Genomic DNA, 26,155 nt, shown 5'->3' on the forward strand with positions numbered 1-26,155 from the left:
CCTGCTCGCGGGCGGTCAGCCCGCGAAGCGGTAGCCGAAGCGCTCGAGGATGGGGGCGTACAGGCGCTCGACGACGGCCACGCTGGCGTCGTCGTAGTACTCGGTGTAGTTCTTCTTTTTCTTCTTCACCACCGGCGCCGCGGGCTCGCCCGCCTCCGCCCGGCCCTTGGTGATGTTGTGCACGATGATGGGCACCGGCTGAGCAATCCCGATGCGCCGCGTGAACTCGTCGAAGCCGTCCTGCAGCGCCTCGAAGCGGATGACATGGTCCGCATGCGCCAGGAACTCGAGCGGCCCGTTGCGCAGCTTGTCGATTTCCTCGTAGCGCCGGCCCAGCCAGCGCAGCCACTGCGGGAAGCTGTGCTCGCCGGCGGGCGCCTCATCGACGAGCCAGGGGAACTTGGCAGGGTCGCCACCGAACCGCTCGCAGTACTTGATGTACTTGCTCACCAGCTGGTCGAAGGGGTTGCGCACGCACGTGACCTTGAACAGCTCCGCGAGCTGCGCCTCGGTCAGCAGGCCGGCGGCCAGGATCTGGCTGTAGGTGGTGTGGTGCAGGCGAGCCAGCGTCTTGCCGTTGCGCGTGATCTCGCGGTCGGGCAGGGCCACGCCGCCCAGGCACTCGCGCAGCGTGAGCGCGATGGCCTTGCTCGCCGTCTGCGGGTTGGCGAAGAAGATGTAGCGGTGCTGCGCGGAGTAGACAGCCATGCAGGTTCCTTGCGGTGGGCGGCGTTCAGCGCAGCACGCCCGGGGTGCTCCACTGCGGCAGCCAGGCGGCGCAGGCCGACTGCACCCGCTCGATCTCCTCGGCCGTCATCACGGTGTGCGCGTCGGAGGCGCGGCGCTGGATCGCGTGCGACTTCTGCGCCGTGCCGTCCGCCTTGCTGCCGCTGGCCTCGGCCGCGACCATCTGCGGCACGAACTCCATGTCGGCGAACTCGCAGATGGCACGGATGGAGGCCTCCGGGTCGCCGATGAGCCAGTCGTACGGCGCCATGTACATCGACGAACCGTGCCGCGGGAGGGCTTCGTTGACCAGCCGCGTGAAGCGGTCGAACACGCCGATCATCTCGTCCACGCTCTTGTCGAGCCAGGCCGTCTTCTCGGGCGGCTCGCCCTCGGCCCGCGCCTTGGCCAGGCGCTTGCGGTACGAGGCCACGACGTCCACCGGGTCGCGGCTGCACACCAGGATGCGCGCCTGAGGAAAGATCTCGAAGATCAGGTCGAGCTTGCGCAGGTGCCCGGGCGTCTTCTCCAGCGGATGCCGATCGGGATACACCCGCGTGCCGGCGAAGTGGAAGAAGGCGCGGATGGCATCCGCCTCGGACAGCGGGCCGTGCTGCTGCTCATGGGGGCCCACCCATTCGCGCAGGGCCATGAGGTTGGGACGGCCCTTGAGGTAGGCGCGGGTGGGGAAGTGCACCGGATCTTCGTACGGCTGCCGGGGCCGCAGGAAGATGAAGGTCTCGCGACAGTTCGCGATGTCGAACATAGTGGGGTGCTGCGCGAAGGCCACCTGCAGCATCGACGTGCCCGAGCGGGCCAGGCCCACGATGAACAGCGGCCGGCTGCGCTGGCACCACGCCCGCACCTCGTCCAGGTCGAGGGCAGGGCCCGCCGGGGCATCGGCGCGCGGACGGCGGATTCGATCGAGGACGCTGCGCATGGTGCTGCCGATTCTAGGAAGCGGTCCGTCGGTTGGGGCACCGGCCGGCGCCCACGGGGCGCCGCGACGGGCTTCGAACTGGGGGCGTCGGGCGCTCAGGCCTTGAAGCGGGGGTAGCCAAAGGCCTCGAAGTCGTCCTGGTAGGCCTCGTACAGCGCCTGCTCGACCTCGGGTTCGTCGCGCAGCAGCTGCAGCAGCGCCTCGTCATCGGCGGCGCTCTTGTTCCGCTTCGGTGCGGCCTGCGCCTCCTCGGTGCGCTGCACCAGCCCCGGAATGGCGGCCTGGATCTGGGCCAGGTCGTCGTCCAGCGATTCCAGGTGCGCCACCCGGTTGACCAGCGGCTTGCCTTGCTCGTCGCACAGCCACTGCGTCTGCGACCACAGCAGGCGGTGGTACTGCTTGCGCTTGAGCTTGGGCGACAGCGCGAAGGTCTTGAAGTCGGGCATCTTCTCGATGAACTTCAGGCGATCCATCTCCTTGTTGCCGCGCCAGCGCTTCATGAAATGGAATGTGCTCTGGGCGCGGGCATAGGGATTGCGCACCACGCCGAACGAGTAATAACTGCTCCAGAGTTCGGCGCCCACGATGGCCCGGATCTCGCTCGCAGTGGCGTGCTTGGTCAGCCCGAAGCGACGCTTGAATTCATTCTGCAGCGCCTCGCCCAGCGCGGTGCCGCCGACCTCGAGATCGCGGTAGGTGCTGTACTGGCTGAAGAGCTCGGTGACCGATGTGCCCGCCGACTTGGGCACATGAACGAAGATGAATTTATGGGTATGGTTGACGATCACGACACTGGGCTCCAATGTGCAGTCACTGATAATAACGACAGCTCGGCGACGGCTGGCGCACGAAAGAAACATCGATGATCATTTCACTGAACAGACGCTACGTTTTCGTTCACATCCACAAGTGCGCGGGCACGAGCGTCGAAGTGGCGCTTGCGAAGGCGCTGCGGCATAACGACATCGTTCTGGGGTCCACCAAGAGCGGCGAGAAGTACCAGGACTTCTTCAAGCGGGCGATCGGCCTGAACAAGCACAGCACCGCGCTGGAGGCGCGCCAGTTCCTCGGCGACGCGCTGTACGACAAGTTCTTCAAGTTCGCCTTCGTGCGCCATCCCATCGATCGACTCCACTCGCTGTACTCCTACGCGCTCAAGCTCGCGCACGATGCACCGCTGTCCGACGAAGAGCAACGCACGTTCGATGCCCACGGCCAGTGGCCCGACCGCCCGCCCTTCCGCTACAAGGCGGTGGCCGCTGCGCTCGAGTGCAACTCGTTCAGCGACTTCGCCCTGCACCCGCTCACCTGGGCAGACGCGGGCGCGCAACCGCAATGGAAGAGCCTGTGCGACGCGAACGGCCAGCTGATCGTGGACTTCATCGGGAAGGTGGAGTCCATCGAGCAGGACTTCGCCACCATCTGCCAGAAGCTCGAGGTCAGCGTGCCGCTGGAAGTGCGCAACTCGAGCCACGACAAGAAGTCGGCCCTGGCCTTGTCGCCGCTCGCGCACTCCACGGTGTGCGAGCGCTTCGCGCGCGACTTCGAGCTGCTCGGCTACACGCCCGAGTGACGCCCTGCCCGCCTGGCCGCGCCACGCGGCGCGGCCGGGAGGCAGTGCATCACCACTCGGCGCCGGGCTCGTAGCCCAGCTTCTGCAGTGCGTCGGGGAAGCGCTCCTTGAAGGCGGCCTTCAGCTCGGGCGTGAAGGTACGCACCCACTGGCGGCCTTCACCGGAGCGGATGTGGTCGGCCGGGTCCGAGCCGGCGGCGCCACCGAACAGCGACAGCTCGCGCACGAACTTCAGCGCCATCTCCAGCCGCGGGCCCTCGAAGCCGAGGAACTGCATCATCGGCGTGAAGATCTTGAGGTCGCGGTCGACGATGAGGTCCTCGTACTTCGCCTCGAAGCACAGGTCCTTCATGCCGTAGTCCCAGCCCACCATCTCGCGGATGGTCTTGCCGCCGGTGTGGTCCATCTCGAAGACCAGCTTGTCGTGGTCCGTGGGCAGTGCGCTGATGGCCTGTCGGTAGCTCTTGCCGCCGAACTCCTTCTTGGGGTTGTTGGCCCACTTCTCGACCGTCTTCACGTGATAGAAGGCGCCGGAGATGACCACGTCGCGCGGGTCGCGGATGACGTGCACGGCCCGCACGCCGCGCTTGGGAAAGCGCGCCTTCAGGGCCTTGAGGTCCACCTTGCTGTGGTCCTGGAGGAAGATGTCCGCCTCCTGGGGCAGTTCCGCCTGCGACTTGGTGTGCAGGTTCAGCTTCTCGTGGCGCTTGATGGCGCGAAAGATGTTGGCCATCCAGACCGAGCCGGTCTTGTGGTGCGTGCAGACAACGATGAGCGGTGGTTTCATGGTGGACAGGGCGCAGCCGATGCGCCTTCAGCAAGCAGGAAAGCAAGAAGCGGGCGACGGGCGGCCAGGCCGGTGCCCGCGGCCACGACGTCCGTCAGATCACGGTCGTCTCGAGGTCACGGATCTCGTCGTAGTTGGTGATCACGGCCGACAGCGGCTCGTCGATCACCTTCTTCAGCGCCGGCTGGCGCTCGAACTGGTTCTCGACGGCGAGGAACGCGGCGACGCTGGTGCAGATCTCGGGGCGGAAGTCGCCCTGGTCGTCGAAGACCGATTCGTAGTCGATGGACAGCCGCTGGCTGTCTTCGAAGGCCTGGTCCACCGTGTCGGCCGCCCGCTTGCGCTTCTTCATGGACGACAGCACGGTGTTGCGGTCCACCGTCACCGGGCGCTTGTCGGGCAGGCTGGCGTCGCCGCTGGCGGGCTGGTGGTAGCGGCCGGTCTGCACGGCCACGAGGTTGGACACCACGGAATAGAAGTGCTGGCGGCGCAGGTGGATCACCTTCAGCCGGCTGCGCTTGATCAGCCGCAGCATGGGCGGGTTCGTGAAGGGCAGCTGCCAGGCGTCGGAGATCAGGTTCAGGTGTTCGTACTTGATGTCCAGGAGCGCGATGCCGTCCGCGTCCTTGGGCACCTGGCTGGCCACGTACTGCAGGAACAGCTTGCCGTGGTGCTCCGGGAAGACCAGGTCGGGGTTGGCGGCGATGCGCTCGCGGAAGTACTTGAAGAAGCCCTGGGGGTTGTTCGAGTTGAAGATCTCGCCGCGGTCGCGCACGCGGGGGTGCGAGGCCAGCATGCGGCGGAACACCGTGGTGCCCGAGCGCACGCCGCCCATGAAGAACACGATGCGGCCCAGCATGTCCTCGCTGATGGGGTCGTTGGCCGGTCGGTTGTTCTGCTTCATGCGCGAGGGCTCCAGGGCGTGTCGGGTTGGAACGGGCGGCGCGTCGGGCGAAGCCCGGCGGCGAGTGTAAGGGGGCTACCGCAGCACATTGTTCATCGAGATGGCCTTCCAGACGTGGTTCCATCCCGCGTCGCTGCCGTAGCGTGACGCTTCTTCCACGGGGGCACGGCCGGTCCAGGCGGGCAGCTGCTGGCCCAGAGTCGTGACGAGTTCGGTGACCGCCCACAGCCCGGGCACCGGCGGCACCACGACGGGCACGTGGGCACGCCGGAAGGTCTCGCGCACGATCTCGAGCCCCGGCGCATCACCCGACAGGTCGAGCAGGGCCAGCGGCAGCGGGCGCAGCAGGCGGAACCGGCCGAGCAGCGTGCCGGCCGCCTGCACGCGCAGCGTGTCCGAAGGCAGCGCGCCCGCAGCGCCGGCGGGGCACTCCCCGTCGTCGTCCGGCAGCACCACCTTGCAGGCGGGCCAGTCCGGATGGGCCGCGTCCAGCGCCTCGGCCATCAGCTCGGCGAGCTCGCGCTGGTCGGCGCGCGCCAGGATCCACACGCGCCGCGGCCCCGCCTCGGCGTGCAGCAGCCAGGGGCGCCAGCGCCAGAAGGGCACCGTCAGGCGCGTCGCCTGCGGCACCGCCGGCACCGGTGGCGCCAGGGGATGGCTGTCCAGCAAGGTCACCTCGTGGAACTGCCGCGTCAGCCTGTCCACGTCCTGCGCCAGCACCTCCGGCTGCAGCATGCGCAGGGTGTCCAGGCGCACGAACAGGGGCAGGCGCGAGGGCTGCGTGCCCAGCTCGAGCATCTCCGGGCCCAGGCGGGTCACCCACAGGGTGAGCCGGCTGTACGCGGCCAGCACGTCCTTGAGCGGCGCGCGCACCGCCGACAGGCCCAGCGACCGGGTGCCCGCCCGCTCCGCGGGGTGGGAGACCACCAGCTTGCAATCGCTGGCCATGCCGTGAAAGGCCTCGAACAGGGCGTTCTGGTTCGTGGGCAGCCGCTGGTCGAAGTGCAGCACCACCTGCGCCAGGTGGCGCATGAGGTTCACGGTCTGGAAGATGTGCTCGCGGTAGGGCGAGTCGAGCTCGAAGAACTGGCGGTCGACCGTGACGACCACGGTGGGCTGGTCCACCAGCCGCCGCAGGGTGTCGTCGAACGCCGCCTTGGCCTGCGCCCGCACGCGGGCATAGGTGTGCTCGGTGCTTTCGGTCAGCGCGTCCAGCCGCGAGGTGTCGAAGGCCACGTCGCAGCAGACCTCCGCGACCTCCTCCATCGTGCGGCACTGGTGCCAGGGATGGCGGGTGGGAATGCCCTCGAGGGCGTGCCCCATGGCCACCAGCGGCATGCCGGTGGCGAAGGCCTCCACGGCCTTGATCTTCAGTCCCGTGGAGAAAGCCAGCGGCACGATGACCAGGTCCACGTCGCGGTAGAACTCGTCGGTCGTGTCGACCGGGCCGAGCAGTTCCACGCCAGGCAGGCCCTGCAGGTCGGGCAGTTTGGTGCACATGGCGCCGACAAAGCGGATGACCACCGGGGCCTGCCGCCGGGCGATGATGGGCAGCGCCACCTGCACGAAGGCGCGCGCATTGTTGACGTTGATCGCGTTGCCCGAGCCCAGCATGCCGATCACCAGCCGGCCTTCGTCCTCCGGGCGGCGCACGCGCGGCACCCGGGTCTCGGGCTCGATGTGCGGCACGGTGATGCAGGGCGTCTGGCTGATGGAGCGGTAGAAGTCGCGCTCCTCGTCCTTGATGGCCCACACCAGCTGGGCGCGGTCGAGCGCGATGGCCTCCTGCTCCTGCGTGGTGTAGAAGAACTCGGGCGCGATGCCGTGGCGGCCCAGCAGCTGGCGGCGGCCGGTGAACTGGTCGTGCGTGTCGAGGATCTTCAGGGTGTTGGCCGGCGCCACCTCGAACGCCTTGCTCATGTAGGCGTAGTTGACGATGAAGGCGTCGTAGCGGTGGCGCTTGAACAGCCAGCGCAGGTGCTCGCCGATCGCGTCGTCCCACCACTCGTCGATGAGGTAGTCCTCACCGGCCGGCTGGGTGTAGGTATGGCGACTGGGTGGCACCAGGTGGAAGCTGTCCCACTGCGCGGCCATCTCGCGCACGAGGTCGTCGGGCAGGAACTCGAACCACCATTCCTGCGGGTAGTACACGAAGTGGACACGCGCGCCGCGGCGCTGCAGCTCGCGGCAGACGGCGTAGATGCGCTTGCGGTTGCCCTGGTCGACCGGCGCGGTGGGCGTGGGCGACAGCACGAGGATGTCGCCGCCGAGCAGGCGCACCTCCGCGCGGGCGAGCGCGTCCAGCCACTCGGCAGGATCGTCCGCGGGCGCCGCGGCCGGCACCTCGCCGGCGGACCCCGGTGCACGCTCCGACAGGACGTCGGCCCGCTGGTTCATGAGACGGTGGCCGCCTCGCCGCCTGCCGACGGCTCGCTGCGCGGACGCGCCGCAGGGCCGGACGGATCGCGGCCGTGCTCCATGGCGCGCCGCCAGGCGTCCACCTCGTCCGCCGTGGCCTCGCTGACCGTCAGCCGCAGGAACGGCACGCCGAGCTGGCGGGTGGCGGTTTCCTCGGCGTCCACCGGCGCGGCGCTCAGGCGCGGCGCGATGAAGCTCAGGCGCGTGAGCCCCAGCGTCTCGCGCGGGAAGAGCATGCCCTCGAACTCCAGCACGCGGTGGCCCTGACGCTGCAGCAAGGGCAGCGTCTGCTCGTCGCTGCTGGCGCGCAGTCCCTGCGCGTGTTCCGCGCCCCACAGGGGCAGCTGCATGACGAAGCGCAGCGGCACCGTGCGGTCGAGGTGGGCGTCGAAGTGGAAGGCCTGAGTCGGCCCGGTCCAGCGGAACGCGTTGCCCACCCCGTCGCGCTCGAGGCCGTGGAAGCCGTGGTCGGGCGCCATGGGCATGCCGGCCTCGACGGTGAGCTGGCGGCGCCCGGCGTAGTCCATGCGCGCCTGCGGCAGGAGGATGTCGCGGCTCTTCTGCACCAGCACGACGGTCTGCAATTGCGTCTGCAGTGCCGCCAGCTGTTCCTGCAGCTGCGCCACGGCCACGCGCTGCGCGGCCAGTTCACGCGCGAGCGCGTCCAGTACGTTTTGCTCTCCCAGCTCCTCCCGGATCTCGCGTGCGAGTGCCTTCAGCTGGGACGCCTTGTCATCGTCGGTCATGTCTGCCTGGCCTGATTGGAGGGCCTGTGCATCTTCGCACGCAAGTGTTCAGCCGCGCGCCCGTGCGTCCCTAGGTTGGATGACGCGGGGGCGAACGCCCTCGCGCGCATCAGACGCGGGCGGACAGCCAACGGAAGAGTCGGTCGACCTGACCGTCGTACTCGGCGTCCAGCGCCCGACGGGTGTCGGCCGCCTGGGCGCTGAGGCGGGCGATCAGCTCGTCGGCGCCCCGGGCAGGGAAGCCGTCGAACATGTACTCGGTCATCGCCTCGACGCTGTCGAACATGGGCAGCTGCCACAGGTGCGTCAGGCCCTGCGCGCCGGGCAGCGTGGTCAGCACCGGCTTGCCGTAGCACAGGGGCTCCACCGTCTTGATCTTCAGCCCCGTGCCGCCCACCATGGGGTTGATGGCGATGTCGATGGCGTCGTAGAAGGTGTGCAGCTCCTGCACGAAGCCGAGCTTGATGACGCCGGCGCCCTCGCGCACGTGGCGGCACACGCCGCCCGCCACCACGATGGGGTGCGGGAACGGCACCCCCCGGGCCTGCAGGCGCGAGAGGAACTCCGCCATGCTGAGGATGTTCCAGTCGTTGCCGCTGCCCAGGTAGCCGAAGGTCAGCGGCCGCTGGCCTTCGGGCGGCGTGAACGGCCGCAGCGCCGGCTCGACATACGGCAGGTACAGGATGTTGCGGTGGCCGCGGCCGGCCAGCTCGGCGGCCTCTTCCTTCTGAATGGCCAGCGCGGCGTCGGCACGGCGGATGGCCACGTCCTCGTCCGCGTAGGTGGTGCTGAACCACTGCGGCTTCATGCCGGCGGCCGTGTACTTCTCGCGGCGCTCGCCGAAGATGTCGTGCGTGTCGAGCACCTTGACCACGTCGCTGCCGAACTGCTCCAGCAGGGGCGAGTACCAGACGTAGTTCACATGCACCACGCTGTAGCCGCGCAGGCGGTGCATGTCGCGCGCGGCCGCCTCCAGCCCGCGGTCGTACCAGTCGACGATGCGGCACACGTGGCCGGGCAGGATGTGCTTGGGGGCCCGCGAACGCACCACGTTGACGCGCCCGAACTCCGCCGCCAGCGCATGCGAAAGCGCGGGGTCGAAGCCTTCCTCGTTGTGGTACAGCAGGTCGACCTCGAAGCCACGGCTCTTGTACAGCCGCACCAGCTGCATGATCCGGCGGGCGTTGCCCTGGTCGGCCGGCACCAGCCGGTTGAAGGTGACGACCAGCACGCGCGGCGCCGCGGCGCCGCTGGGCAGGAACTCGCCCGGTGCGGTGGGGGTGGACAGGTCCATCAAGAGGCCTCCACGGTGAACTCTGCCGCGCCCACGTCGCAGAAACCGTCGCCCGGCACGGCGTCGCGGGGCAGGGACAGGTGCAGCAGGGCGTCGCGCCCGGGGGGCACGCCGGGCAGCGACATGCGCAGGAAGGCACCGTGCTCGGTGTAGTCCACCGCGTCGGGCTCCAGCCGCCGGTCGCCCACCGCGATCTCGCCGCCCTCGATGCGGGCGCGCACGTTGCGCAGCAGCAGCCGCACGCGGGACGGCGCGGCCCAGGGCAGCAGCAGGGACGCCAGCCCGCGGCTGTTGAACAGGGCGCGACCCTCGTTGGCCACGTGGTGCGCGAGCGTGGGCGCACTCGCCGCGACGAGCAGCACGGGATCGATGCGCAGGCGCAGCTGGACCCGACCCGGACCGAGCGCTTCCACGTGCAGATCCGCTTGGCGTGAGCGGCTGAGCTGGTGGGCCAGCGCCACGGCACGTTCGGTGTCGCACAGGCCCGCCGGGCCCACCAGGCCGGCCAGCCCGGCACTGGCCATGGCGCGGCCCGCACCGGCCTCGACCGGCTGCAGGGCGGCCTGGCGCACCAGGCCATCGAAGGCCGCCCAGCCGGCCAGGCCGGCGGCGCCGTACACGAGCATCGGCACCTTGGCAGCCACGGCGTGCGCGGCCAGGCCGGCCAGCACCTGGGCGGTGGTGCGTGATGCCGGCACCCCCACCAGGCACAGGCCCGCGCGGCGCAGCAGGCGCACCGCCTCGGCGGGCTGCTGGTCCGCGGCGATGCGGGGCCGCCATGCCGGCTGGCCATGGGCCACCTGGACATGGTCCACGTAACGCAGGGGGCCGGCGTGGATCCAGCCGAGCGGCCCTTGTGATTCCAACAGGGGCAGCACCCGCATGCTGTCGGTGAGCACCACGGGTGCGCCCGGGCCGCCCTGGCCGCTGCGCACGGCGTGGGTGGCGAAGATGTCGGCCCAGGCCTCCACCGCGCTGGCCTGCACGGGCGCGGCCACGGGCGCAGGCGCGCCGGGCAGATCGAGCCAGCTCATCGCACCACCTCCCAGGCCTCGTCGAGCAGCTGCCGCACCTGCGGGTACAGCGCCGCCGGGCTGAGCGTCTGCGCGCGCTGCGCCTCCACGGCGCGGCGGGCCGCGCGCTCCACGGGCGTGGGCAGGCCGGCGCACAGCGCCACGATCTGCCGCGCCAGCTCGTCGACCAGGTGCGGCCCCACGGGCGCCTGGGCGATGAGCGGGCTGTCGAACTCGGGGTAGGAGCCGATGTCGACCGTGACCACCCGGCCACCGCCCATCACGGCGCGCGGCAGGATGCCGGAGGTCTCGCCGTACGTCGGGTAGCGCAGCACGAAGGACAGGTCAGCCCGGCCGAGCAGGATGTCGAGCTCGCGGGCGTCGAGGTAGCCCGTGACGCGCGGGCCGTCGCCGTCCGGCCAGAGCTGGCGGATGCGGTCGGACACCGCGTACTCGCTGGGGCGCTCCTCGCCCGCGAACAGCAGCTTCAGCCGCGGCAGGCCGGGCTTGACGCGGGCATAGGCCACCAGCACCTCGTAGAGCATCTTGTTGCCCGTGAGGAAGCCCGGCACCAGCAGGACGATGTCGTTCGGCTCCACGCCGAAACGCTGCAGCACCTCGGCGGTGTCCGGCGCCTGCGGCGCGGGCGGCAGCACGAAGTGCGGAATGCGCGCGAGCGGCCGGCCATGCTCGGCCCCGAGCGGCACGTCGAAGGCGCCGCCGCGGAAGCGGGCCTCGGCATAGCGGCTGTGCAGCATGAGGCCGCGGGCGGACGCGGCAATGCGGCGCACCATCAGGCACTCCTGGTAGAGCAGGCCGGGGGTGCGGCCCAGCGAGCCGTCGCGCGCCACGAAGTCGGCCGGCACGTCATAGCCGGTGTCGCGCACCCACTGATGGAACATGCCGTTGGCCCGCTCCGCCTGCAGCGTCACCTGGTGCAGGTAGAACAGCGACACGTCGTGCACCACCACCACGCCGGGGAACCGGTGCAGGTGGTCCAGCATGTAGGCGCAGTCGCCGTTGTTGCCGACGTTGTAGAGCACCTGTGCGCCCGCCTCGGGCTGGCGGGCCAGGAAGGCCGCCTCGTCGATGACGGTGCAGGGCACGCCAGCCAGCGCCTCGGCACTGTCCTTGGCGCGGCCGGCCTCGGCCACGAGGCACAGGTCGAAATCCGCCCCGAGCATGGGCAGGTACTCGACGATGTAGTCCGCCAGCCCGTTGCGCTGCGGCGGCAGGGGAGAGAACACGTAGAGCCGGCGGCGCGGGGCGGTGCGCAGCGCCGTCGCCGGCCGCACGACCGGTTCGTCGAAGTTGAGCACGGGCAGTCCTTCGCTGGAACGCCGTCAGGCCTGGCCGGCCGACGCCGGCAGGGTCGCCGGCCGGGCCGCCGCACGGCTGCCCGCGGCGGCCTGGGTGCCGCCGGGCGCCGCCGGCCGGGCGAGCCATTCGCGCTCGAAGTTGGTGCGCTGCATCGTCATCATCTCGGAGCAGATGTTGACGATCTCGCTCTTCAGCAGCGCCAGGCGGGCAGGCAGCGCCTCGGGGTTCTGGGTGAGCACCAGCCGCTTGAGGAAAGCCACCTCCGCTTCCAGGGCGGCCAGCTTGCGGTCGGCCTCACCCAGCGTGGACGCACCGATCTGGATCGGGTAGCTGCCCAGGGGCTGGCCATCCGGCCCGCACACGCTCACCTGATTCGCGCCGTCGACCAGGCGGTCGATGCGCACCGGGATGGAGAAGTGGTGCACGCGGCCATCGGCGGCGGATTCGTAGAACGCCAGCGGCTCGGGCGCCTGGTCGTTCAGGCGCGCCAGCAGCGCCGGGCGCTGCGCCACGCCATGCAGGTTGATCACGGCGCCCTGCAGCGCGCCGCCGCTGAGGCCGTGGAAACGCACCTGGTACAGCAGATCGACAGGCGCGCCGTCGGTCAGCCGCAGCAGCTCGTGCAGGCCCTGGATGGTGGTGGACAGCACCTGGCCGCCGCGCGAGGTGCGCACCTCGAGCGACACCGCCGCCTCGCCGACATGGGCGGGCAGCAGGCCGGCCTGCGGAATGCGCAGCTCGAACGCCGAGTGCTCGCGAGACGGCAGGTTCAGGCCCGACAGGTCGCGCGCGAAGTCGAAGACGGAGAGGTTGGCCACGGCGGACGCCACGCAGCGGCCGTCGAGCCACAGCTGCACCACGTCGAAGGCCAGGGCGTCGTCGGCCGGCACCGAGAAGCCGATGATGCGGCCGTGGCCCCAGTCGATGCGGGCCTGGGCCAGCGGCACGCCACCGATGGCGGACGGATCGTTCACGTCGGAGGGAAGCATGGGAAGGACCTCTCGGCGCGGGCTTTAGGGAGCGGTTTCGAAGACGCTGGAGATCACTGGCGCCTCGCTGGGCGGCGTGACCACGACACTGGCCGTCAGGCGCCGGACCTCGAAACTGCCACGGCCCACCGGGTTGAAGAACAGGTGGAAGTCGAGCGCCGTGGTCTGCGACGGGTCGAGCATGTCGATGGCGAAGCTGTCGGCGGCCAGCTGGCCCGGCTGCAGCTGCAGCACGCGTTCGCTCCAGTGCTCACCCACCTTCCACGCGCACTTGGCGTGCAGGCCCGGTGCCGGCGTGCCACGGACCTCGACGGCCAGGGACAGGCGGGCCGGGCCGGCCGGCATGTCGGCCAGCAGGCTGCGGGCATCGAGCACGACCGACAGGAAGCTGCCGTCGTAGTCGGCATGGTTGACCACCAGGGCGTAGGGCTCGTCGGCGCCGCGCGGCTGGCTCACCTGGATGAGCTGGATGAAGCCGTTGCGGTAGTCGCTGTACAGCGCGGTGTCCGGGCCGATGCGGAAGCCCGAGGCCGGGTTGCTCGCGGCGGCCGTGGAACTGGGCAGGCGCAGCCATGCCGGCGTCAGGCTGCGCTCGGCGGTGCCCTCCTCCTGCCCGGCCAGGGGCGACAGGCCCACCGGCGCGCCGGAGACATCGTGGCCGGCGACCAGCTGGCAGAGCTGGTCGATGGTGTCGTTGAGCTGGCCACGCAGGGCCTGCAGCTGCAGGGTGAGGCGGTGCACCTGTTCGTGCCGCTGTGCGTCGATGGGATGTGCCATGGAGATGACTGCTGCAAGAGTGGGGCCCGGCGGGGCATGCCCGCGCCGTCCGGGGAGCGGCGCACACGGCGCCGGACGATGTTAGCTGGCTGACTGTGACGCCTTGGCGGCCTGCCGTGCGCCTGGAACTTTGTTTGAAATGGGCCCGGCCGTCTGCTCGGCCGCGGGCTCCTCGTAGCCGTAGCGCCGGCGGCCGGTGCCGCACAGCGTGCGCACCAGCACCTGCTCGTCGTCCGACAACCCGCCTTCGGCAGGGCGCGCCGCGGGCTGCCATTTCAGCCCGTCGAACCACGGGGCCTCGAAGGGCTCGTCGACAAAGCTCAGCAGCAGCCGCAGCTGCTGCTGCGGGTCGCGCAGGAGATCCTCGTAGCGCAGTTCGTAGACGCGCGCCGGGAAGGCGCGCTTCAGCCCGCTGGCGATCTGCACGGCTTCGTTCCAGCAGGCGCAGGCGGCGGTCAGGGGCTCCGCCCGCCCTGCCCGCCCGGCGCGCAGGCTGGCCACCACGTCGGTGGGTTCGCGCACCACGTGCACGAACTTGGCGCGCGGCATGCTGGCGGCTGCGAGCAGCGCGCCATAGATGTTCTGCGGCGTGGCGTCGAACCAGCGGCGCGCCGTCGGCTTGCGCCGCTGCTGGAACAGCGCCATGTAGCGGTTGTAGAGCTCCGCGCGCGAGGTGCACTGCCGCAGCAGGGTCGCGAACTCGGATTCCGTGATGCCGTCCCGTTCGCGGTGCGCCTGCAGCACCGGGTTGGACAGCAGCAGGCGAAACAGCGGCTCGGTGCCGAACGCCTCGGACCAGCGGAAGAAGTGCGTGGGCTCGGGGCTGGCCAGGCCGGGATGGTGCTGCAGCGTCGAGCGCAGCACCCCCACGCCGGAGCGCACGCAGCCGACGACGAAGAAGGGGGCCGGGCGCAGGCCGGCGCCTTCCGGCGACGCGGCAGCGTCCCGTTCGGGCAACGGCAGGGGCGGAACGTCAGGGTCACTCATGGTGGCAGGGGGTCAGGACACCGCCGCAGGAAGCGTGCCGGGCAGCGGACAGGCCGCTGCGCGGGCCGGGCCGTGCGGCGGATGGCCGCGTGTGCGGGCCGGGCGGGAACCCCGTGGGCTGAGGCGTCCTGTGGGAGATCGTCACGACTGCATTCCTCGATTCGCCGCCAGGCGCCAGGCGGAGCGCGGCAAATGTACCGCAGCGATTTGCGCCTCCGCCGCCCGGCGCCCCCCCGGTTCGTGGGGTGGGCAAGCGCTGCACGCGCGCTGTGGCGACGGGGGCGCTAGCGCGCTTTCGCGCTGCCGCGCCGCACCGCGCGCGTCACCCGCTCGGCGTCGAACTCGGGTGGCGGCTTGCGGCCGGGGCGGTAGCCCAGCTCAGCGTAGTCGGCCGCGTAGATGCGGTCCAGACATGCCTGGATCTCAGGTGTGACAACCTGCTCGAACGGGTAGGCGGCAGCAGGGTGCCGCCAGGGCCGGAACTGCAGGTCGGGCAGCCGGCGCGGCACGCACCGGTGCATGACCCAGGCCATGTCGGAGGCGAAGTCCTCCACGCGGCCGACAAATCCGATCTTCACGTGGCGGCGAAAGCGCGCCAGTTGCGGCGCCTGTGGCGCCCAGTGCAGGTCCTGCCGGATGGAGGTCTGGCCGGCGAGGTTGGCCTCGACGAAGCGCAGGAAGGCGAGGAAGTTGTCCTGCTGCTGCACCAGCGTGGCGGCCTGCCCGGGGGCGGGCGGCCGCAGGCCCCAGTCACGCACCAGCGACTCGCGGATGGCCGTGAAGCTGTGCGGGCCGGAGTGCATGAGCTTGTCGTTGAAGCACGCATAGGCGCGCACGCCCGGGTCGCGCACGAAGGTGAAGACCAGCGCCCCGGCAGCGACCTGGCGGTCGAACAGGCCCTGCACCGCGGGCGCCGCCTCCTGGCTGCGCGCCAGCCCGGGGTGGGCATAGATGGCGCTCGGGTCGGCCGCATAGCGGCCGGTGAGCATGAAGAGCAGGTGGTTCTGGATCGTGGTGCTGGCCGCCTTGGGGACGTTCAGGTACACCAGCGGCAGCCGCTCGGCGGTGACCATGCCCGGCGGCCAGCGCCGGCCGCGCACCACCGGGGCGAACTGCGGCAGGGCCGGCAGCGGCGGCAGTTCGGCGGCGGCCGGCTCCACCAGCTCGTCCCGGCGCACGCCGGCGGCGGCCTTCGCGGGCAGGTGGCGCAGCAGCGCCGACGCGTCCAGCCGGCCCAGCGCGGCCAGGACGGCCGGGTGGTCCGGACGGATGGCCAGGGCGCGTTCCAGGCAGCGCACCTGGCGCGGCACGTGCAAGCCCCGGCGCGACAGGCGCAGCCAGTACTCGGGCAGCTGCGCCCGGGCGCGCGCCATGTCGCGGAAGGTGGCCGCGTCCAGCGTGCCCTCCAGTGCCTTGTCGAACACGCTGCCCAGCAGCGAGAGCGACTGCAGCGTCTGCGCCGTGGCGTGGCCACCGAAGGGCAGGCGCAGGTCCACGCGGTTGTGGCGTGGCAGGCGCTGGGCGTGCAGGCGGTCCTTCAGGTGCCAGGGGTCGTAGCACACGTAGACACGCGCCGCGGTGGCCGCGCCATCCGCGCCGTCGATGAAGTCGCCCTTCCAGGCCGCTGCGTGGGCCCCCGCGAAACGCTGGTCGAACCACACGCGCTCCGGCGCGAGCGTGGACTGCGGGTTGAGGGCCAGCACCGTGCAGCCCGGCGCCACCGCCGACAGGGCCAGGGCGGCATAGCCCCCCATCGAGGGGCCGTAGAACATGACGCGTTCGAAGCGCTCGAACCAGCCCTGCGCCTGCAGACGGCGGAACAGGCGGTGCAGCGCCGGGTTGCGGTACCAGTCCGAGGCCACGCGCTTGACACCCAGGATGGTGTGGCCGCGGCGGGACAGGAAGGCCTCGCCCCAGACGGGGCGGTCCAGGCCGATGGCCGGGCCTTCGTCGGCCGCCGGCTCGAAGCTGACCACCAGGGCGCCGCCGTAGGTGCCGGGCATGAGCTCCACCCGGTGGTTGCCCAGGGTCAGCCCGGTGCGCCGGCCGGCCAGCACATCGGCCATGAAGGCCTCCACCTCCGGCGTCGCCGCCGTCGCCGTCACCGCGTTCATGCGTGCACCTCCCGTGCGATCACTTCCGCCACCCGCCGCAGCAGCGGCCAGTGCGCCACCAGGCCGGGCGTGTGGGACTCGCCGGTGAAGACCAGCCGCAGCAGCGTCTCGTCGTCCAGCACCGCCTCGCGCGACCCCGCGCCGGCGAAGGCGAAGACCTCGTTCGCCCGGTCCAGCACGCCGATGCCGTCGTGGAACAGGGCCTCGTGCGCCACCACCATCACCGGCAGGCCGCGACGCGCCAGCTCCGCGTCCATCCAGCGGGCGTTGGCCTGCTGGGCGTGCACGAAGCTGCGCACGGCGTCGTCGGTGGCCCGGTCGGCCGGCAGCGTGGGCGGGGCGCCACGCAGGGCCCCGTCGCGCACGGCCTGGACCTCGGTCTGGGACCAGGCGCCGCAAGCCTGCGCGACCCACAGCGACAACAGCCGCGCCGCCTCGTCGCGCCGGCCGACGCGCAGCACGCGGTAGCCGGCCGCCGCCAGCGCGTCGAGCACCAGCGCATTGAAGGCCCACGACTCGGCCTCGTGCAGGTGCAGGAAGAACACGCCGTCCTCCAGGGCCTGGGTCAGCCCGGGCAGCAGCACGTCGGCGGACGCATCGGCGTGGAACCGGCGCGACCACTCCCCCAAAGGAGCCTGCCAGGCGAAGGGCTGCACGCCCAGGTCGCGGGCCGGCACATGCGCGGCCAGCAGCCGGTAGACGAAGTGGGCACCGCAGCGCGGGCGACCCAGCACCACGCAGCGGTCGTGGCGGGAAAGGCGTTCGGTCATCGTCGACAGTGTCAGTCGGCCAGGTGGCGCGAGGCGCCCAGCGCATCGCGGGCCAGCGCCTCGGAGCCGAGGTGGTGGCGGGCGGCGTCGACGCGGCTGGCCGCGGAGGCCAGCGCGGCCAGCACCGGGTCCGTCGGCCGTTCACGCGCCAGGTCGGCCAGTGTCCAGGACTGGCAGGCGGGCTGCTTCTCGGCCACCGCCGCCGCGAAGTGCTCCTGCGGCAGCCACTTGGGCGACAGCGCCGCCTCGAGGGTGGCGGCGAACACGGGGCCGTCCGTGGCGGCGTTGAGCGCCCGCAGCGCGGCCTCGGCCCGCTGCAGCTTGCCCAGGCCGGGCGGGTCGCAGTGCACCAGCGTGGCGTTGCTGTCCCAGAGCACGAACTCGCGCGTCCAGGACGGCACGCCCGCGTCCAGCGCGAACGCGGTGGGCCAGCGGCTGTCGAGGTTGGCCAGCTCGTACAGGAAGGCGCCCGGGTCGTAGTCGCGCCGGGCCCGCATGCCGGCCTGCACCCCGCGCACGGGGCCCTGCCCGCTGGCCGGCACCAGCGAGGCCGGGTCGAAGACGAAGTCCAGCAGCGGCAGGCCGGGTGCCGCCTCGCGCGCGGCCGCCAGCAGCGCCAGCAGGTAGCTGCGGGACGACGCGTGCAGGACGTAGTAGGGACGCCGGTTGAAATCCATGAAGCCCCGCCAGGCGTCCTGCGACGAGCCCACGGTGGCCCGCGCCGCCTTGACCGTCAGCGCATGCGCCAGGAAGCGCTGGTAGTCGTTGGTCGGGCGCCCGACATGGTTGAAGTAGCTGAAGTCCTGCTCGACCCCGGCCACGCGCTCGTCGATCTGCCGCTGCAGCGCCACGGCCTGCGGGGCGACCTTGCGGGCGAAGAAGAAGGGCTGGCGCGCCAGGTGGCCGGCATGGCCGTTGTCGAGCACCAGCGGCCGGCCCTGGCCGTCGAACTCGTAGTAGGTGAGGTGGTGGCCCGCGATCAGGGCCGGGCGCTGCTCGGCCGCCACCAGCGTCTGCAGGGCGAACTCGTCGGGGATCCACGAGCGGGCGAAGAAGCCGCGCAGCGCCGGCTCGTCCAGGCGGGCGGCCACGCGCCGGGCCGTCTCCCGCGTCAGGGCGAACCACTGCGAGCCGAAATGGATGCGCAGCCCCTCGGGCATGGCGCGGCGGATGCCGAGGCGGCGCTGCCAGCGCGTGGTGCGCTCGAACCAGGCGCGGTGGGTGCGGAAATTGAAGGGGAACCAGTACTGGTAGCGCTCCTGCTCCAGGCCGCCCTTGACCCAGCTGCGGTGCTGCACGTCCACGGCCTGGATGAAGTCCATGCCTCGGCGCCGCCGCAGGTACGCCTGCAGGCTCGCCAGCGGCCGCACCGGCGTGCAGCTGCCGCTGACCAGCACCAGGTAGTCGGCCGCGAAGCCGTCGTCCGCGAGCGCCGCCTTCATCAGCCGGTGGGTCGCCTCGACCAGGGAGTAGTCGCCCCAGCCGCAGGCCACCCGGTCGGGCAGCAGCCGGGCCGCCACGCCCTCGGGCACCAGGCGCTCGAGCTGGCCGAGTTCGTCGGCGCCGCGGCGGGCGTCGTAGTGGATGTACAGCCTGACGTCGTCGCTGCGGTAGAACGGCGAGGCGAGCCGGGGCGCCAGCCGGGCCGGCGCCTCGTGGCAGAGCATCAGGACGGCGATCTTCATGGCCGCCCGCTCAGAACCAGGTGCCGCATTGCATGAACCCCAGGGACTGCATCTGGGCGCTGCCGGCGTAGCGCACCGAGATCTGCGGGTCGTGCAGCACCACGTCGCCGGCGTCCAGGTAGGCGCGGTACTCCTGGCTGCCGGCGTAGTGCTCGCGGCGCTGCAGTTCCTCGGCCGCCTTCTCCTGCAGCAGGCTCACGTACTTGAAGTGGAACAGCACGCCCGACACCGCCTCCGGGTTGTCCAGCACGGTGCAGTTGGCCGCCGGCTGGTTGAGGTGGTGCGTGGACGAGAGATAGCGCCAGCCCGCCTGCCAGCGCACCAGCGGCACCTTGTTGAGGGCGGGCGCCTGGTGCGGCACGCCCGCGAAGAAGCGCCGCATCCGCACGCCACCCTGCACCCACACGCTGCGCAGTTCCTCGTTGAAGCGCTGGGTGAGGTTGAAGCGGTCGAACCACGGGCACAGCGCGAACGGGTCGGCGCCCGGCTGCAGCCGGGTCTGGCTCAGCCGGCCGGCACCATAGGCGTCCACCATCACGGTGAACAGGCTGGGCTGGCCGATCATGTCCAGGTGGTCGGTGAGGCTGGCCAGGCCGCGCTCCTCGCAGTACGGGTAGACGAGGAACTCGTCGGGGTCGACCGTGAGGCACCACTTGCCGACCCCGTGGGTGGCAAGCAGGTGGTTGCACCAGTCCATGCCGAAGTTCGAGGCCTTGTAGCTGCCCGCGGCGCGCCACACCGAGCAGTCGGGTTGCGCCGCGAGGTAGTCCGCCAGGCCGTCGCCGGATTCGTTGTCCAGCACCAGGAAGTGCGCCACGCCGAGGCGGCGGTAGTAGTCCAGGAAGGCCGGCATGCGGGGCATCTCGTTGCGCACGCAGCACACCAGCACGCACCAGGCGCGCGCGATCTCGGCCTGTCGCACATGCACCGGCGACAGCTCGCCGGCATGCACACGCAGCCGGCGACGGGCCTCGCGGTCGGCGCGCGCCAGGCTCATCGCAGCTGCGAGGGGGCGTACAGCCCCTCGAGCAGGCGGTAGTCCGGCGCGCACAGCTCGACCAGGCGGTCGAGCACCTTGGGGGGCACGTCCTTGACGGAGATCTTGGGTCCGCCGCGCTGCGAGTGCGGCAGGCCGAGCCGGTGGCCGGTGAGGCGCTGCAGGTCGGCCACCAGGTCGTCCAGGCGCTCGAAGGTGTACACCTTGTCGAAGGCCGACAGCGGCGCGGTGTACTCGCTGACCGGCCGGAAGTGGTGGTCGATCGTCGGCACGCGGCGGTAGAGCTCGAAGTGCTCCACGAACTGCGCCAGCGTGGGGTCGAACGGGAACGCGCCCAGGTCCAGGGGCGGCGTCAGGCGCAGTTTCTCCACGTAGGCACGCGACAGCTCCTTGTGGTGCAGCACGCGGTTGCTGAACGCCGAGAGAAAGCGCTTGACCGGGTCGCGCACCACGACGAAGCGGAAGCTCGCGCCGCTGACGTCGCGCACGCGCAGGTCGAAGTAGCGGTGCACGTGGTCCGCCCCGGCGCCCAGCGCGGGCTGGAAGGCGGCGCCGACGGCGAGCTGGAACAGCAGCTCCTTGATGGAGGTGCAGGCCACCTTGGGGAACGGCTGGTAGCCGATCGACCACGGCCCCAGGAAGATGCCCTCGATCATCGGGCGGCCGGCGGCCTCGAAGTGCAGCTCGGCCACCCTCTGGGGCGTGGCCTTCTCGCCCGGTCGGTACATCAGCATCACCGGCTGGCGCACGTGCGCCTGCACCACGGCGGGCTTAAAGCGGGCCTGGCCGGCCGCCGGATCGGCCGGCATGCGCGCAGCCACCGCCGGCGAGGGCAGGTCCCACACCAGCCGCTGGCGCCGCGGGCCCTGGCGCAGGAACAGGCGCCGGTCGGTCACCGGCTCGCCCGGCGGCACCACCACGCCGCCCAGGCGCAGGGATTCGCCCTCATGCACCAGCGCGGGCAGCCGGTCCAGGCGCACCAGCCGCATGGCCACCGGGGAGGCGGCCGGCTCCCGCACCACGGGCAGCAGCGCGCCCACGGGCATCTCGGCATGCGTGGCCCACAGGGCCTCGCGGCCGAGCAGCGCGCGGTCGGCCTCGGAGCGCTGCGACAAGGCCGTGGACAGCTCGACGCCCAGACGGGCGGACCAGGGCTCGCGGCGCGCATCCGCCGACGCCGACTGCGCGCCGATGGGGGCCAGCCCGGCCCAGGCCGCCGCCGCACCGGCCGCGCCAGGCGCCAGGTCGTCCACGGCCACCCGGTGCACGGTGAGACCGGCCCGCTGCAGTGCCGCATGCAGGAAGGCCAGGCGACCGATGCCGGCGCGGTCGCGCCGCAGCAGCGCCTCCACACCCTGTGCCGGGTGGGCCGACCAGCTTGCCGCCAGGCGCGTGGCGGCATCGCGCACGTGCAGCAGCAGGTGCACGGATCCCACGTCCTGCACCGCCGCCTCGACGAGCGCCGCGTGGAAGCCCGGACGCTGGTCGGCGACGCCGATCACCCAGGCACGGGCACCTTCCACCGCCGCGCGCAGGCGCTTGTCGTCCGCTTCCTTCGGCTGGCCGGCTGGCCATTCGCGTGCCAGGGCGCCGTGCGCGCCCTCGGCGCCGAAGGGCTCCATCTCGGGCCGGTCCATGCCGGCCTCCGCCAGGCACTCGGCGGGCAGCCACGCGCCCGGTTGCTCGGGCCCGAAGCGCCATATCCACAGCCGCGGCGGGCGCGGAGGGGTGGGTTGGGCGGCACGCGCCGGCGATGCCACGTCCTGTTCTTTTCTCTTCATGCGTCACGCGTCCACGTGCGGCTTCCGTGCCAGGTGCGGGTGATGCGCGGGTCGGCGAGCGACCCGCGGGCCTCGGCCAGCAGGGCGGCGTACTTGCGGTACTCCTCGGCACCGTTGAAGTGCTGCTGGCGGGCCACCTCGGTGAGCACCTTGGTGCGGAAGCCGGCGTGGTACTTGAAATGGGCGAACCAGACCGGCTCGGGGGCGGGGCGGAGGTTGCTGGCGTAGTGCAGGCCCTCCGACAGGCGCACCCAGGGCCGGTAGCGGAAGACGGCGATTTTCTGCGAGGTGTACAGATTGGGCGCCGAATCGGGGATCAGCCGGTGGCGCAACCCGCTGAGGTAGGTGCGTCCGTTGGAGTAGGCCCCGGACCCGAGCGCCCAGGGCAGCAGCGCCTGCTCGTCGTGGCAGGGGGCCGCCTCGAAGGGCGTGGCCCGGCGGAAATCGGCCTCGTCCAGCATGCCGGACGGGTACATGTCCACCATGAGCACCTGGGCCGCGTCGTGGCCGGCCGCGTCCAGGCCGGCCAGCCAGTCGTCCACCGGCCGGGTTTCGCAGTCGGGGTAGACCAGGAACTCGTCGATGTCCGCGAGGATGGCCCAGCGGCCCAGCCGATGCCCGGACAGCAGGGCCTGCTGCCAGCTCACGCCGTAGTGCGAGTGGCGGTACTCCGTGTCCGCGGAATACAGCACCACGTCGTCCTGTGCCGCGAGGTACTCGCGCGTGCCGTCATCCGACAGGTTGTCGACGATGCCGAATGCCCGCACGCCGAGTTGCCGGTAGTGCGCCAGGAAGTGGGGCATGAGCACGCGCTCGTTGCGGGCCACGGCGACCACCACCACGGGGGCGTGGCGCAGCGCCCGCGCGCGCTCCGGCGGACTGAGCAGCTCCAGCTGGTTGGTGCCCTCGCCGCCCAGGCGCACCGGCGCGCAGCTCGGCCAGAGCCGGTGGGGCCGCAGGCGCACCAGGCGCTGCCCGGCCTGCACCTCGGCCATGTCCTCGTGCCCGTCCAGGTGGGTGACCAGCGTGGGGCTGGCCGGGCCCGGCAGGAACAGGTTGTCATAGGCGTTGACCGGCAGGGCCCGCGTCGTTGCCGCGCCCGCGGCGCCGTCGACGTCGCCCTGGCCGAAGCGCCGGCGGATCAGCGTGTAGTGGCCGTGGCTGGCCAGCGTGATGCCGCGGCTGGCGAGCAGGTCGCCCAGCAGCTTGTCCTCGAGAAAGGCGCTGCGCGTGAGCCGGGCGCCGCGCGTCGTCGACAGGGCCTTCACCACCTGGCCCATGGCCAGCCGGCTCAGCACATAGCCGGCACCGCCGTCGGCGTAGGTGGATGGCTCGGGCGACTTGTCGGCCGACGCGGCCGCCCGCGCCCGCCGTGAGCGGCCCTGGTGCCAGGTGCGGTCGGTGCCGCCGATGCCCCGGTGCAGGCGCCGACCGTGGTAGTGGTGGGCCAGGAAGGCCGACTGGGCGAAGTACGCGTCGACGGCCAGGTGGCAGTCGTCATCGATCTTCAGCAGGTGTTCGAACGGGGTGTGCCGCCAGGCCCACTCCACCAGCGCCAGCGTCTTGGCGGGCAGGTCCTCGTAGGCGTCGGACGCCTGCAGCCGCAGCACCCGGTCGTCGCCGAGCTGGCCGTCGCCGTCTCCAACGACCACGATCCAGGGGATGCCGCGGGCGTCGAGGTCGCGGCCCCAGGTGTCGCGGATGGCCTGCACGCGCGTGGCGAGGTTGCGCTGGCAGGAGTACACCGCGACCAGCACCGACCGGCTGCCCGGCCGGTCTGCCAGGGCCGCGGGCACCGGGCGTGCGCCCGCTTCCAGCTCGCGCACGGTGTCCCCATGGCGCCCGGCCAGCGCGCGCCGCAACTCGGCCACCACCCGGCCCAGGGCCGCGGCCAGCTCGCCGGACAGGCCGCTGCCCCGTGCGGCCGCGTCCAGGCGGCTGTACGACGCGGACAGCGGGGCAGGCGGCAGGGGCTGCTCGGCGGCATCGTCGAAGGCGTGGAACCACAGGTCGCGCCAGACCACCAGGGCGGCCAGGGCCTGCGCGGGATCACGCCGCGCCGCACCGGCCAGCCAGTGCTCGGCCGCCAGGCGCACGCCGAGGTAGCCACCCTCGCGGCCGGCCATGCGGCGCAGCGCGGCCTGCTGCGGCGGGCTCAGCGCCTGCCCGTGGCCGTCCATGCAGGCGGCGACCAGGTCGGGCAGCGCGCGCCGGCCCAGGGGCAAGGGCACGTCGGCCAGCCGTGCGATGCGATCGGCAAGGGCCGACGGATCGTGCACCCAGTCGGCCAGCGCCGGCGCGTCGGGGTGGGCGGTGAGGCGGATGAGTTCCTCGGGTGTGGCGCACAGCGCGGCCGCCCTCGCCGGGTCCGCTGCCAGGGCCTCGACCGCGAGTTCGCGACCGCAGGCGTCGGCATCCACGTTGCCCAGCACGCGCAGGCGGGTGAGGGCCGCCAGTGCGGCGTGGGCGTCGCGTCCGCCATGGAGCGCGTCGTGCACGGTCTCGTGCAGCTGGCGGGCCTCCAGGCAGGCACTGCCCCAGCCGCCCGCGGGCGCCGGCACGGCGTCCACCGCGGCCCAGAAATCGGGCACCAGCGCATACAGGCGCACGGCGACGTCCTGCGCCCAGTACGCCAGCCGGTCGTTGAGCAGGCTGTCGTGGGCGAGCAGGGCGACCAGGGCACCGATGAGGTGCTGGTCATGCAGCCGCGACCAGTACGGCGCGCGGCCGAGGTGCTCGAAATGGTCGAGCACGGCCTGCAGGAACTCGGCCACGGGCGCCTCGACGGTGCCCTGGTCGCCGGGCTGGAGCGAGGTCCGGACGGCGGCCGCCACGCATTCCGTGTTGACCCAGCCCGCCGCGCCGTCGGCCAGGCGCCGCATCACCGCGGTGGCCAGTGCATGGTCGCCGGCCAGGGCAGCCTCCGGCAGGACCAGGCTGAGCTCCCAGGCCGAGGACGACTGGGCCAGGCGCCGCAGCCGGGCCGCGTCCAGATGCGGCCGCACGGTGGCGAACTGCCCCTGGGCGCAGAAGTACGGGATGAGCGACCACAGGCAGCGCTGTCCCACCACGCCCTGGGCCGCCGGGTCATCCAGCAGGCGGGCGAGCGCCGCCGCCGAGGTGTCGCCCGCCAGCAGGCGCGCATTGAACTGGCGCAGCAGCCGCCAGACGGTGACCGTGGACACGTCCTGTGCGGCGGCGTCCGCCAGCGCGCCCTGCGCCGCGAGCTCATCCGCCGGCGCCGGCGCGGCCGCCGCGGCGAGCTGGACGCCGAATCGGGCGGCCTGCTCGCGCACGAACGCCAGCCGCTCCGCCGGCAGGGCACCGGCCCCGTCGGTCAGGCCGGCGGCGCGCAGGTGCTCCAGCAGCAGCAGCACGGCGTACTGCCGGTCGGCGCGGTCGGCCGCCGGCTCCTGGGCCGGCACGGCGGCCTCGGCCTGCCGCTGGGCGTCCAGCCAGTCCGCCAGCTGGGCGCGCCGCCAGGTCAGCGGGCTGCCCTCCAGCGGCCGGCCGGCGCAACGCACCTCCAGCGACACGGCATCCGGATGGCCCGCCCAGACGGCGGCCGGCACCTCGAACTCGAAACCCAGCCGGCCACGCGGGCTGCCAAGCGCACGGGCCACGTCGTCGCGTTCGGTGCGGATCGCACCGGCGTCGATCGCCTGCCCGTCGACCCACAGCTCGAGCGGCTCGTCGATGGCGGCCGGCCAGCAGGCCCAGCCCTGGAGCACCCCTCGGTCCAGGCGCTCGACCTTGCCGAGGGGCGCGGCCATCTGTCCCGGCGACACGCCGGCGGGCAGCGCCGCATGCAGGCGGCGCGACTGGTCCGCCAGCCACTCGGCCTGTGCCTCGTCCAGCACCCGCTGCCCCGGCGCCGTCCACGCGCGCAGCTGCTCCCACAGCGGGCCCAGCAGGTCCACGCGGCCCTCTCGGCGCACCGCATCGAGCCAGTCGCCGGCGCGGCGGGGCAGCGGCACGGCCTCCGCCCGGTCGCCGGCCCGGACCTCCACGTGCCGGACGCTGCCATCGTCCAGCCAGGCCGACACGGGCAGCTGCAGCCGCCAGCCCAGCGGCGCGCCGGTCGGCACCTGCAGGGCGCGGTTCACGTCCTCGCGGTGCACCGCCTCCACCCGGGCGTCCACGGCCACCCCGTCCAGATGCAGCCGCGGCGGCAGGCTGCCGCCGCCGGCGTCGGCGGACCAGCCCACCACCCATGCGCCCTCCACCCGCTCCACATGCAGGTGGTCCGTCGGCGGCCCGGCGACGGCGGGAGCGGGCGCAGTGTCAGCGGCCGAACGGCCGAGCAGGGAAGCGAGCAGGGGCGGGCGGGCCAT

General features: G+C 72.1%; 20 protein-coding genes. 1 reads left to right on the forward strand and 19 read right to left on the reverse strand.

Annotated features, from left to right (window positions below):
• Window positions 1–15: 15 nt before the first annotated feature.
• The 3 genes from ACE3UN_RS08195 to ACE3UN_RS08205 all read right to left on the reverse strand — a co-directional run bounded on the left by ACE3UN_RS08195 (window position 16) and on the right by ACE3UN_RS08205 (window position 2,454).
• Window positions 16–708, reverse strand: coding sequence for a sulfotransferase family 2 domain-containing protein (locus ACE3UN_RS08195; protein ID WP_374674437.1), 693 nt, complete (start codon window positions 706–708; stop codon window positions 16–18).
• Between the two features lie 25 nt (window positions 709–733).
• Entirely contained in the window at window positions 734–1,666 is a 933-nt protein-coding gene (locus ACE3UN_RS08200; RefSeq protein WP_374674438.1) for a sulfotransferase, read from the reverse strand.
• 95 nt (window positions 1,667–1,761) lie between these two features.
• On the reverse strand, window positions 1,762–2,454 hold the full coding sequence (locus ACE3UN_RS08205) for a sulfotransferase family 2 domain-containing protein (protein ID WP_374674439.1): 693 nt from the start codon (window positions 2,452–2,454) through the stop codon (window positions 1,762–1,764).
• A gap of 74 nt (window positions 2,455–2,528) precedes the next feature.
• Between ACE3UN_RS08205 and ACE3UN_RS08210 the strand changes: the two genes are divergently transcribed.
• Window positions 2,529–3,239 (forward strand): sulfotransferase family 2 domain-containing protein, encoded by a 711-nt coding sequence (locus ACE3UN_RS08210; protein ID WP_374674440.1) that lies wholly within the window; start codon window positions 2,529–2,531, stop codon window positions 3,237–3,239.
• Window positions 3,240–3,288: 49 nt separating this feature from the next.
• Here the strand turns inward: ACE3UN_RS08210 and ACE3UN_RS08215 are convergent, their stop codons facing one another.
• The 16 genes from ACE3UN_RS08215 to ACE3UN_RS08290 form a co-directional block, all read right to left on the reverse strand.
• Entirely contained in the window at window positions 3,289–4,026 is a 738-nt protein-coding gene (locus ACE3UN_RS08215) for a sulfotransferase domain-containing protein (RefSeq protein ID WP_374674441.1), read from the reverse strand.
• A 94-nt stretch (window positions 4,027–4,120) separates the two neighbouring features.
• On the reverse strand, window positions 4,121–4,930 hold the full coding sequence (locus ACE3UN_RS08220; protein ID WP_374674442.1) for a hypothetical protein: 810 nt from the start codon (window positions 4,928–4,930) through the stop codon (window positions 4,121–4,123).
• A 75-nt stretch (window positions 4,931–5,005) separates the two neighbouring features.
• Entirely contained in the window at window positions 5,006–7,327 is a 2,322-nt protein-coding gene (locus ACE3UN_RS08225) for a glycosyltransferase (protein ID WP_374674443.1), read from the reverse strand.
• Entirely contained in the window at window positions 7,324–8,094 is a 771-nt protein-coding gene (locus ACE3UN_RS08230) for a hypothetical protein (RefSeq protein WP_374674444.1), read from the reverse strand. The genes ACE3UN_RS08225 and ACE3UN_RS08230 overlap by 4 nt, the downstream gene beginning before the upstream one ends.
• Before the next feature lie 109 nt (window positions 8,095–8,203).
• Window positions 8,204–9,388, reverse strand: coding sequence for a glycosyltransferase (locus ACE3UN_RS08235; protein WP_374674445.1), 1,185 nt, complete (start codon window positions 9,386–9,388; stop codon window positions 8,204–8,206).
• Complete coding sequence (locus ACE3UN_RS08240) at window positions 9,388–10,422, reverse strand: hypothetical protein (protein ID WP_374674446.1); 1,035 nt, start codon at window positions 10,420–10,422, stop codon at window positions 9,388–9,390. The genes ACE3UN_RS08235 and ACE3UN_RS08240 overlap by 1 nt, the downstream gene beginning before the upstream one ends.
• A complete protein-coding gene (locus ACE3UN_RS08245; RefSeq protein ID WP_374674447.1) occupies window positions 10,419–11,720 on the reverse strand; it encodes a hypothetical protein in 1,302 nt (433 codons plus the stop codon). The genes ACE3UN_RS08240 and ACE3UN_RS08245 overlap by 4 nt, the downstream gene beginning before the upstream one ends.
• Window positions 11,721–11,744: 24 nt before the next feature.
• Entirely contained in the window at window positions 11,745–12,710 is a 966-nt protein-coding gene (locus tag ACE3UN_RS08250) for a hypothetical protein (protein WP_374674448.1), read from the reverse strand.
• Window positions 12,711–12,734: 24 nt separating this feature from the next.
• Window positions 12,735–13,487: a DUF6478 family protein gene (locus ACE3UN_RS08255; RefSeq protein WP_374674449.1), complete on the reverse strand. Its 753-nt coding sequence runs from the start codon at window positions 13,485–13,487 to the stop codon at window positions 12,735–12,737.
• Window positions 13,488–13,568: 81 nt separating this feature from the next.
• Window positions 13,569–14,474 (reverse strand): sulfotransferase, encoded by a 906-nt coding sequence (locus ACE3UN_RS08260; protein WP_374674450.1) that lies wholly within the window; start codon window positions 14,472–14,474, stop codon window positions 13,569–13,571.
• 284 nt (window positions 14,475–14,758) lie between these two features.
• On the reverse strand, window positions 14,759–16,588 hold the full coding sequence (locus ACE3UN_RS08265) for a sulfotransferase family 2 domain-containing protein (protein WP_374674451.1): 1,830 nt from the start codon (window positions 16,586–16,588) through the stop codon (window positions 14,759–14,761).
• Window positions 16,585–17,358 carry a hypothetical protein gene (locus ACE3UN_RS08270; RefSeq protein ID WP_374674452.1) on the reverse strand — a complete coding sequence of 258 codons (774 nt, stop codon included), beginning with the start codon at window positions 17,356–17,358 and terminating at the stop codon, window positions 16,585–16,587. Before ACE3UN_RS08270 ends, ACE3UN_RS08265 begins: the two co-directional genes overlap by 4 nt.
• A gap of 11 nt (window positions 17,359–17,369) precedes the next feature.
• Window positions 17,370–19,043 (reverse strand): beta-1,6-N-acetylglucosaminyltransferase, encoded by a 1,674-nt coding sequence (locus ACE3UN_RS08275; protein ID WP_374674453.1) that lies wholly within the window; start codon window positions 19,041–19,043, stop codon window positions 17,370–17,372.
• Between the two features lie 10 nt (window positions 19,044–19,053).
• Window positions 19,054–20,040, reverse strand: a complete 987-nt coding sequence (locus tag ACE3UN_RS08280; RefSeq protein WP_374674454.1) for a glycosyltransferase family 2 protein — start codon at window positions 20,038–20,040, stop codon at window positions 19,054–19,056.
• Window positions 20,037–21,821 (reverse strand): sulfotransferase family 2 domain-containing protein, encoded by a 1,785-nt coding sequence (locus ACE3UN_RS08285; protein ID WP_374674455.1) that lies wholly within the window; start codon window positions 21,819–21,821, stop codon window positions 20,037–20,039. Before ACE3UN_RS08285 ends, ACE3UN_RS08280 begins: the two co-directional genes overlap by 4 nt.
• Window positions 21,818–26,155 (reverse strand): glycosyltransferase family 2 protein, encoded by a 4,338-nt coding sequence (locus ACE3UN_RS08290; protein WP_374674456.1) that lies wholly within the window; start codon window positions 26,153–26,155, stop codon window positions 21,818–21,820. The genes ACE3UN_RS08285 and ACE3UN_RS08290 overlap by 4 nt, the downstream gene beginning before the upstream one ends.

Origin of the sequence: Ideonella sp. (assembly GCF_041918995.1) — a bacterium.
In the GTDB taxonomy this organism is placed as follows: Bacteria; Pseudomonadota; Gammaproteobacteria; order Burkholderiales; family Burkholderiaceae_C; genus Ideonella.

Bases quoted from the DNA above. Each gene is read 5' to 3' on its own strand.
- ACE3UN_RS08270 (WP_374674452.1), bottom strand. From the start codon at position 17,358: ATGACCGAACGCCTTTCCCGCCACGACCGCTGCGTGGTGCTGGGTCGC.
- ACE3UN_RS08210 (WP_374674440.1), top strand. From the start codon at position 2,529: ATGATCATTTCACTGAACAGACGCTACGTTTTCGTTCACATCCACAAG.
- ACE3UN_RS08265 (WP_374674451.1), bottom strand. From the start codon at position 16,588: ATGAACGCGGTGACGGCGACGGCGGCGACGCCGGAGGTGGAGGCCTTC.
- ACE3UN_RS08235 (WP_374674445.1), bottom strand. From the start codon at position 9,388: ATGGACCTGTCCACCCCCACCGCACCGGGCGAGTTCCTGCCCAGCGGC.
- ACE3UN_RS08230 (WP_374674444.1), bottom strand. From the start codon at position 8,094: ATGACCGACGATGACAAGGCGTCCCAGCTGAAGGCACTCGCACGCGAG.
- ACE3UN_RS08225 (WP_374674443.1), bottom strand. From the start codon at position 7,327: ATGAACCAGCGGGCCGACGTCCTGTCGGAGCGTGCACCGGGGTCCGCC.
- ACE3UN_RS08240 (WP_374674446.1), bottom strand. From the start codon at position 10,422: ATGAGCTGGCTCGATCTGCCCGGCGCGCCTGCGCCCGTGGCCGCGCCC.
- ACE3UN_RS08285 (WP_374674455.1), bottom strand. From the start codon at position 21,821: ATGAAGAGAAAAGAACAGGACGTGGCATCGCCGGCGCGTGCCGCCCAA.
- ACE3UN_RS08275 (WP_374674453.1), bottom strand. From the start codon at position 19,043: ATGAAGATCGCCGTCCTGATGCTCTGCCACGAGGCGCCGGCCCGGCTG.
- ACE3UN_RS08255 (WP_374674449.1), bottom strand. From the start codon at position 13,487: ATGGCACATCCCATCGACGCACAGCGGCACGAACAGGTGCACCGCCTC.
- ACE3UN_RS08280 (WP_374674454.1), bottom strand. From the start codon at position 20,040: ATGAGCCTGGCGCGCGCCGACCGCGAGGCCCGTCGCCGGCTGCGTGTG.
- ACE3UN_RS08200 (WP_374674438.1), bottom strand. From the start codon at position 1,666: ATGCGCAGCGTCCTCGATCGAATCCGCCGTCCGCGCGCCGATGCCCCG.
- ACE3UN_RS08215 (WP_374674441.1), bottom strand. From the start codon at position 4,026: ATGAAACCACCGCTCATCGTTGTCTGCACGCACCACAAGACCGGCTCG.
- ACE3UN_RS08195 (WP_374674437.1), bottom strand. From the start codon at position 708: ATGGCTGTCTACTCCGCGCAGCACCGCTACATCTTCTTCGCCAACCCG.
- ACE3UN_RS08260 (WP_374674450.1), bottom strand. From the start codon at position 14,474: ATGAGTGACCCTGACGTTCCGCCCCTGCCGTTGCCCGAACGGGACGCT.
- ACE3UN_RS08250 (WP_374674448.1), bottom strand. From the start codon at position 12,710: ATGCTTCCCTCCGACGTGAACGATCCGTCCGCCATCGGTGGCGTGCCG.
- ACE3UN_RS08290 (WP_374674456.1), bottom strand. From the start codon at position 26,155: ATGGCCCGCCCGCCCCTGCTCGCTTCCCTGCTCGGCCGTTCGGCCGCT.
- ACE3UN_RS08220 (WP_374674442.1), bottom strand. From the start codon at position 4,930: ATGAAGCAGAACAACCGACCGGCCAACGACCCCATCAGCGAGGACATG.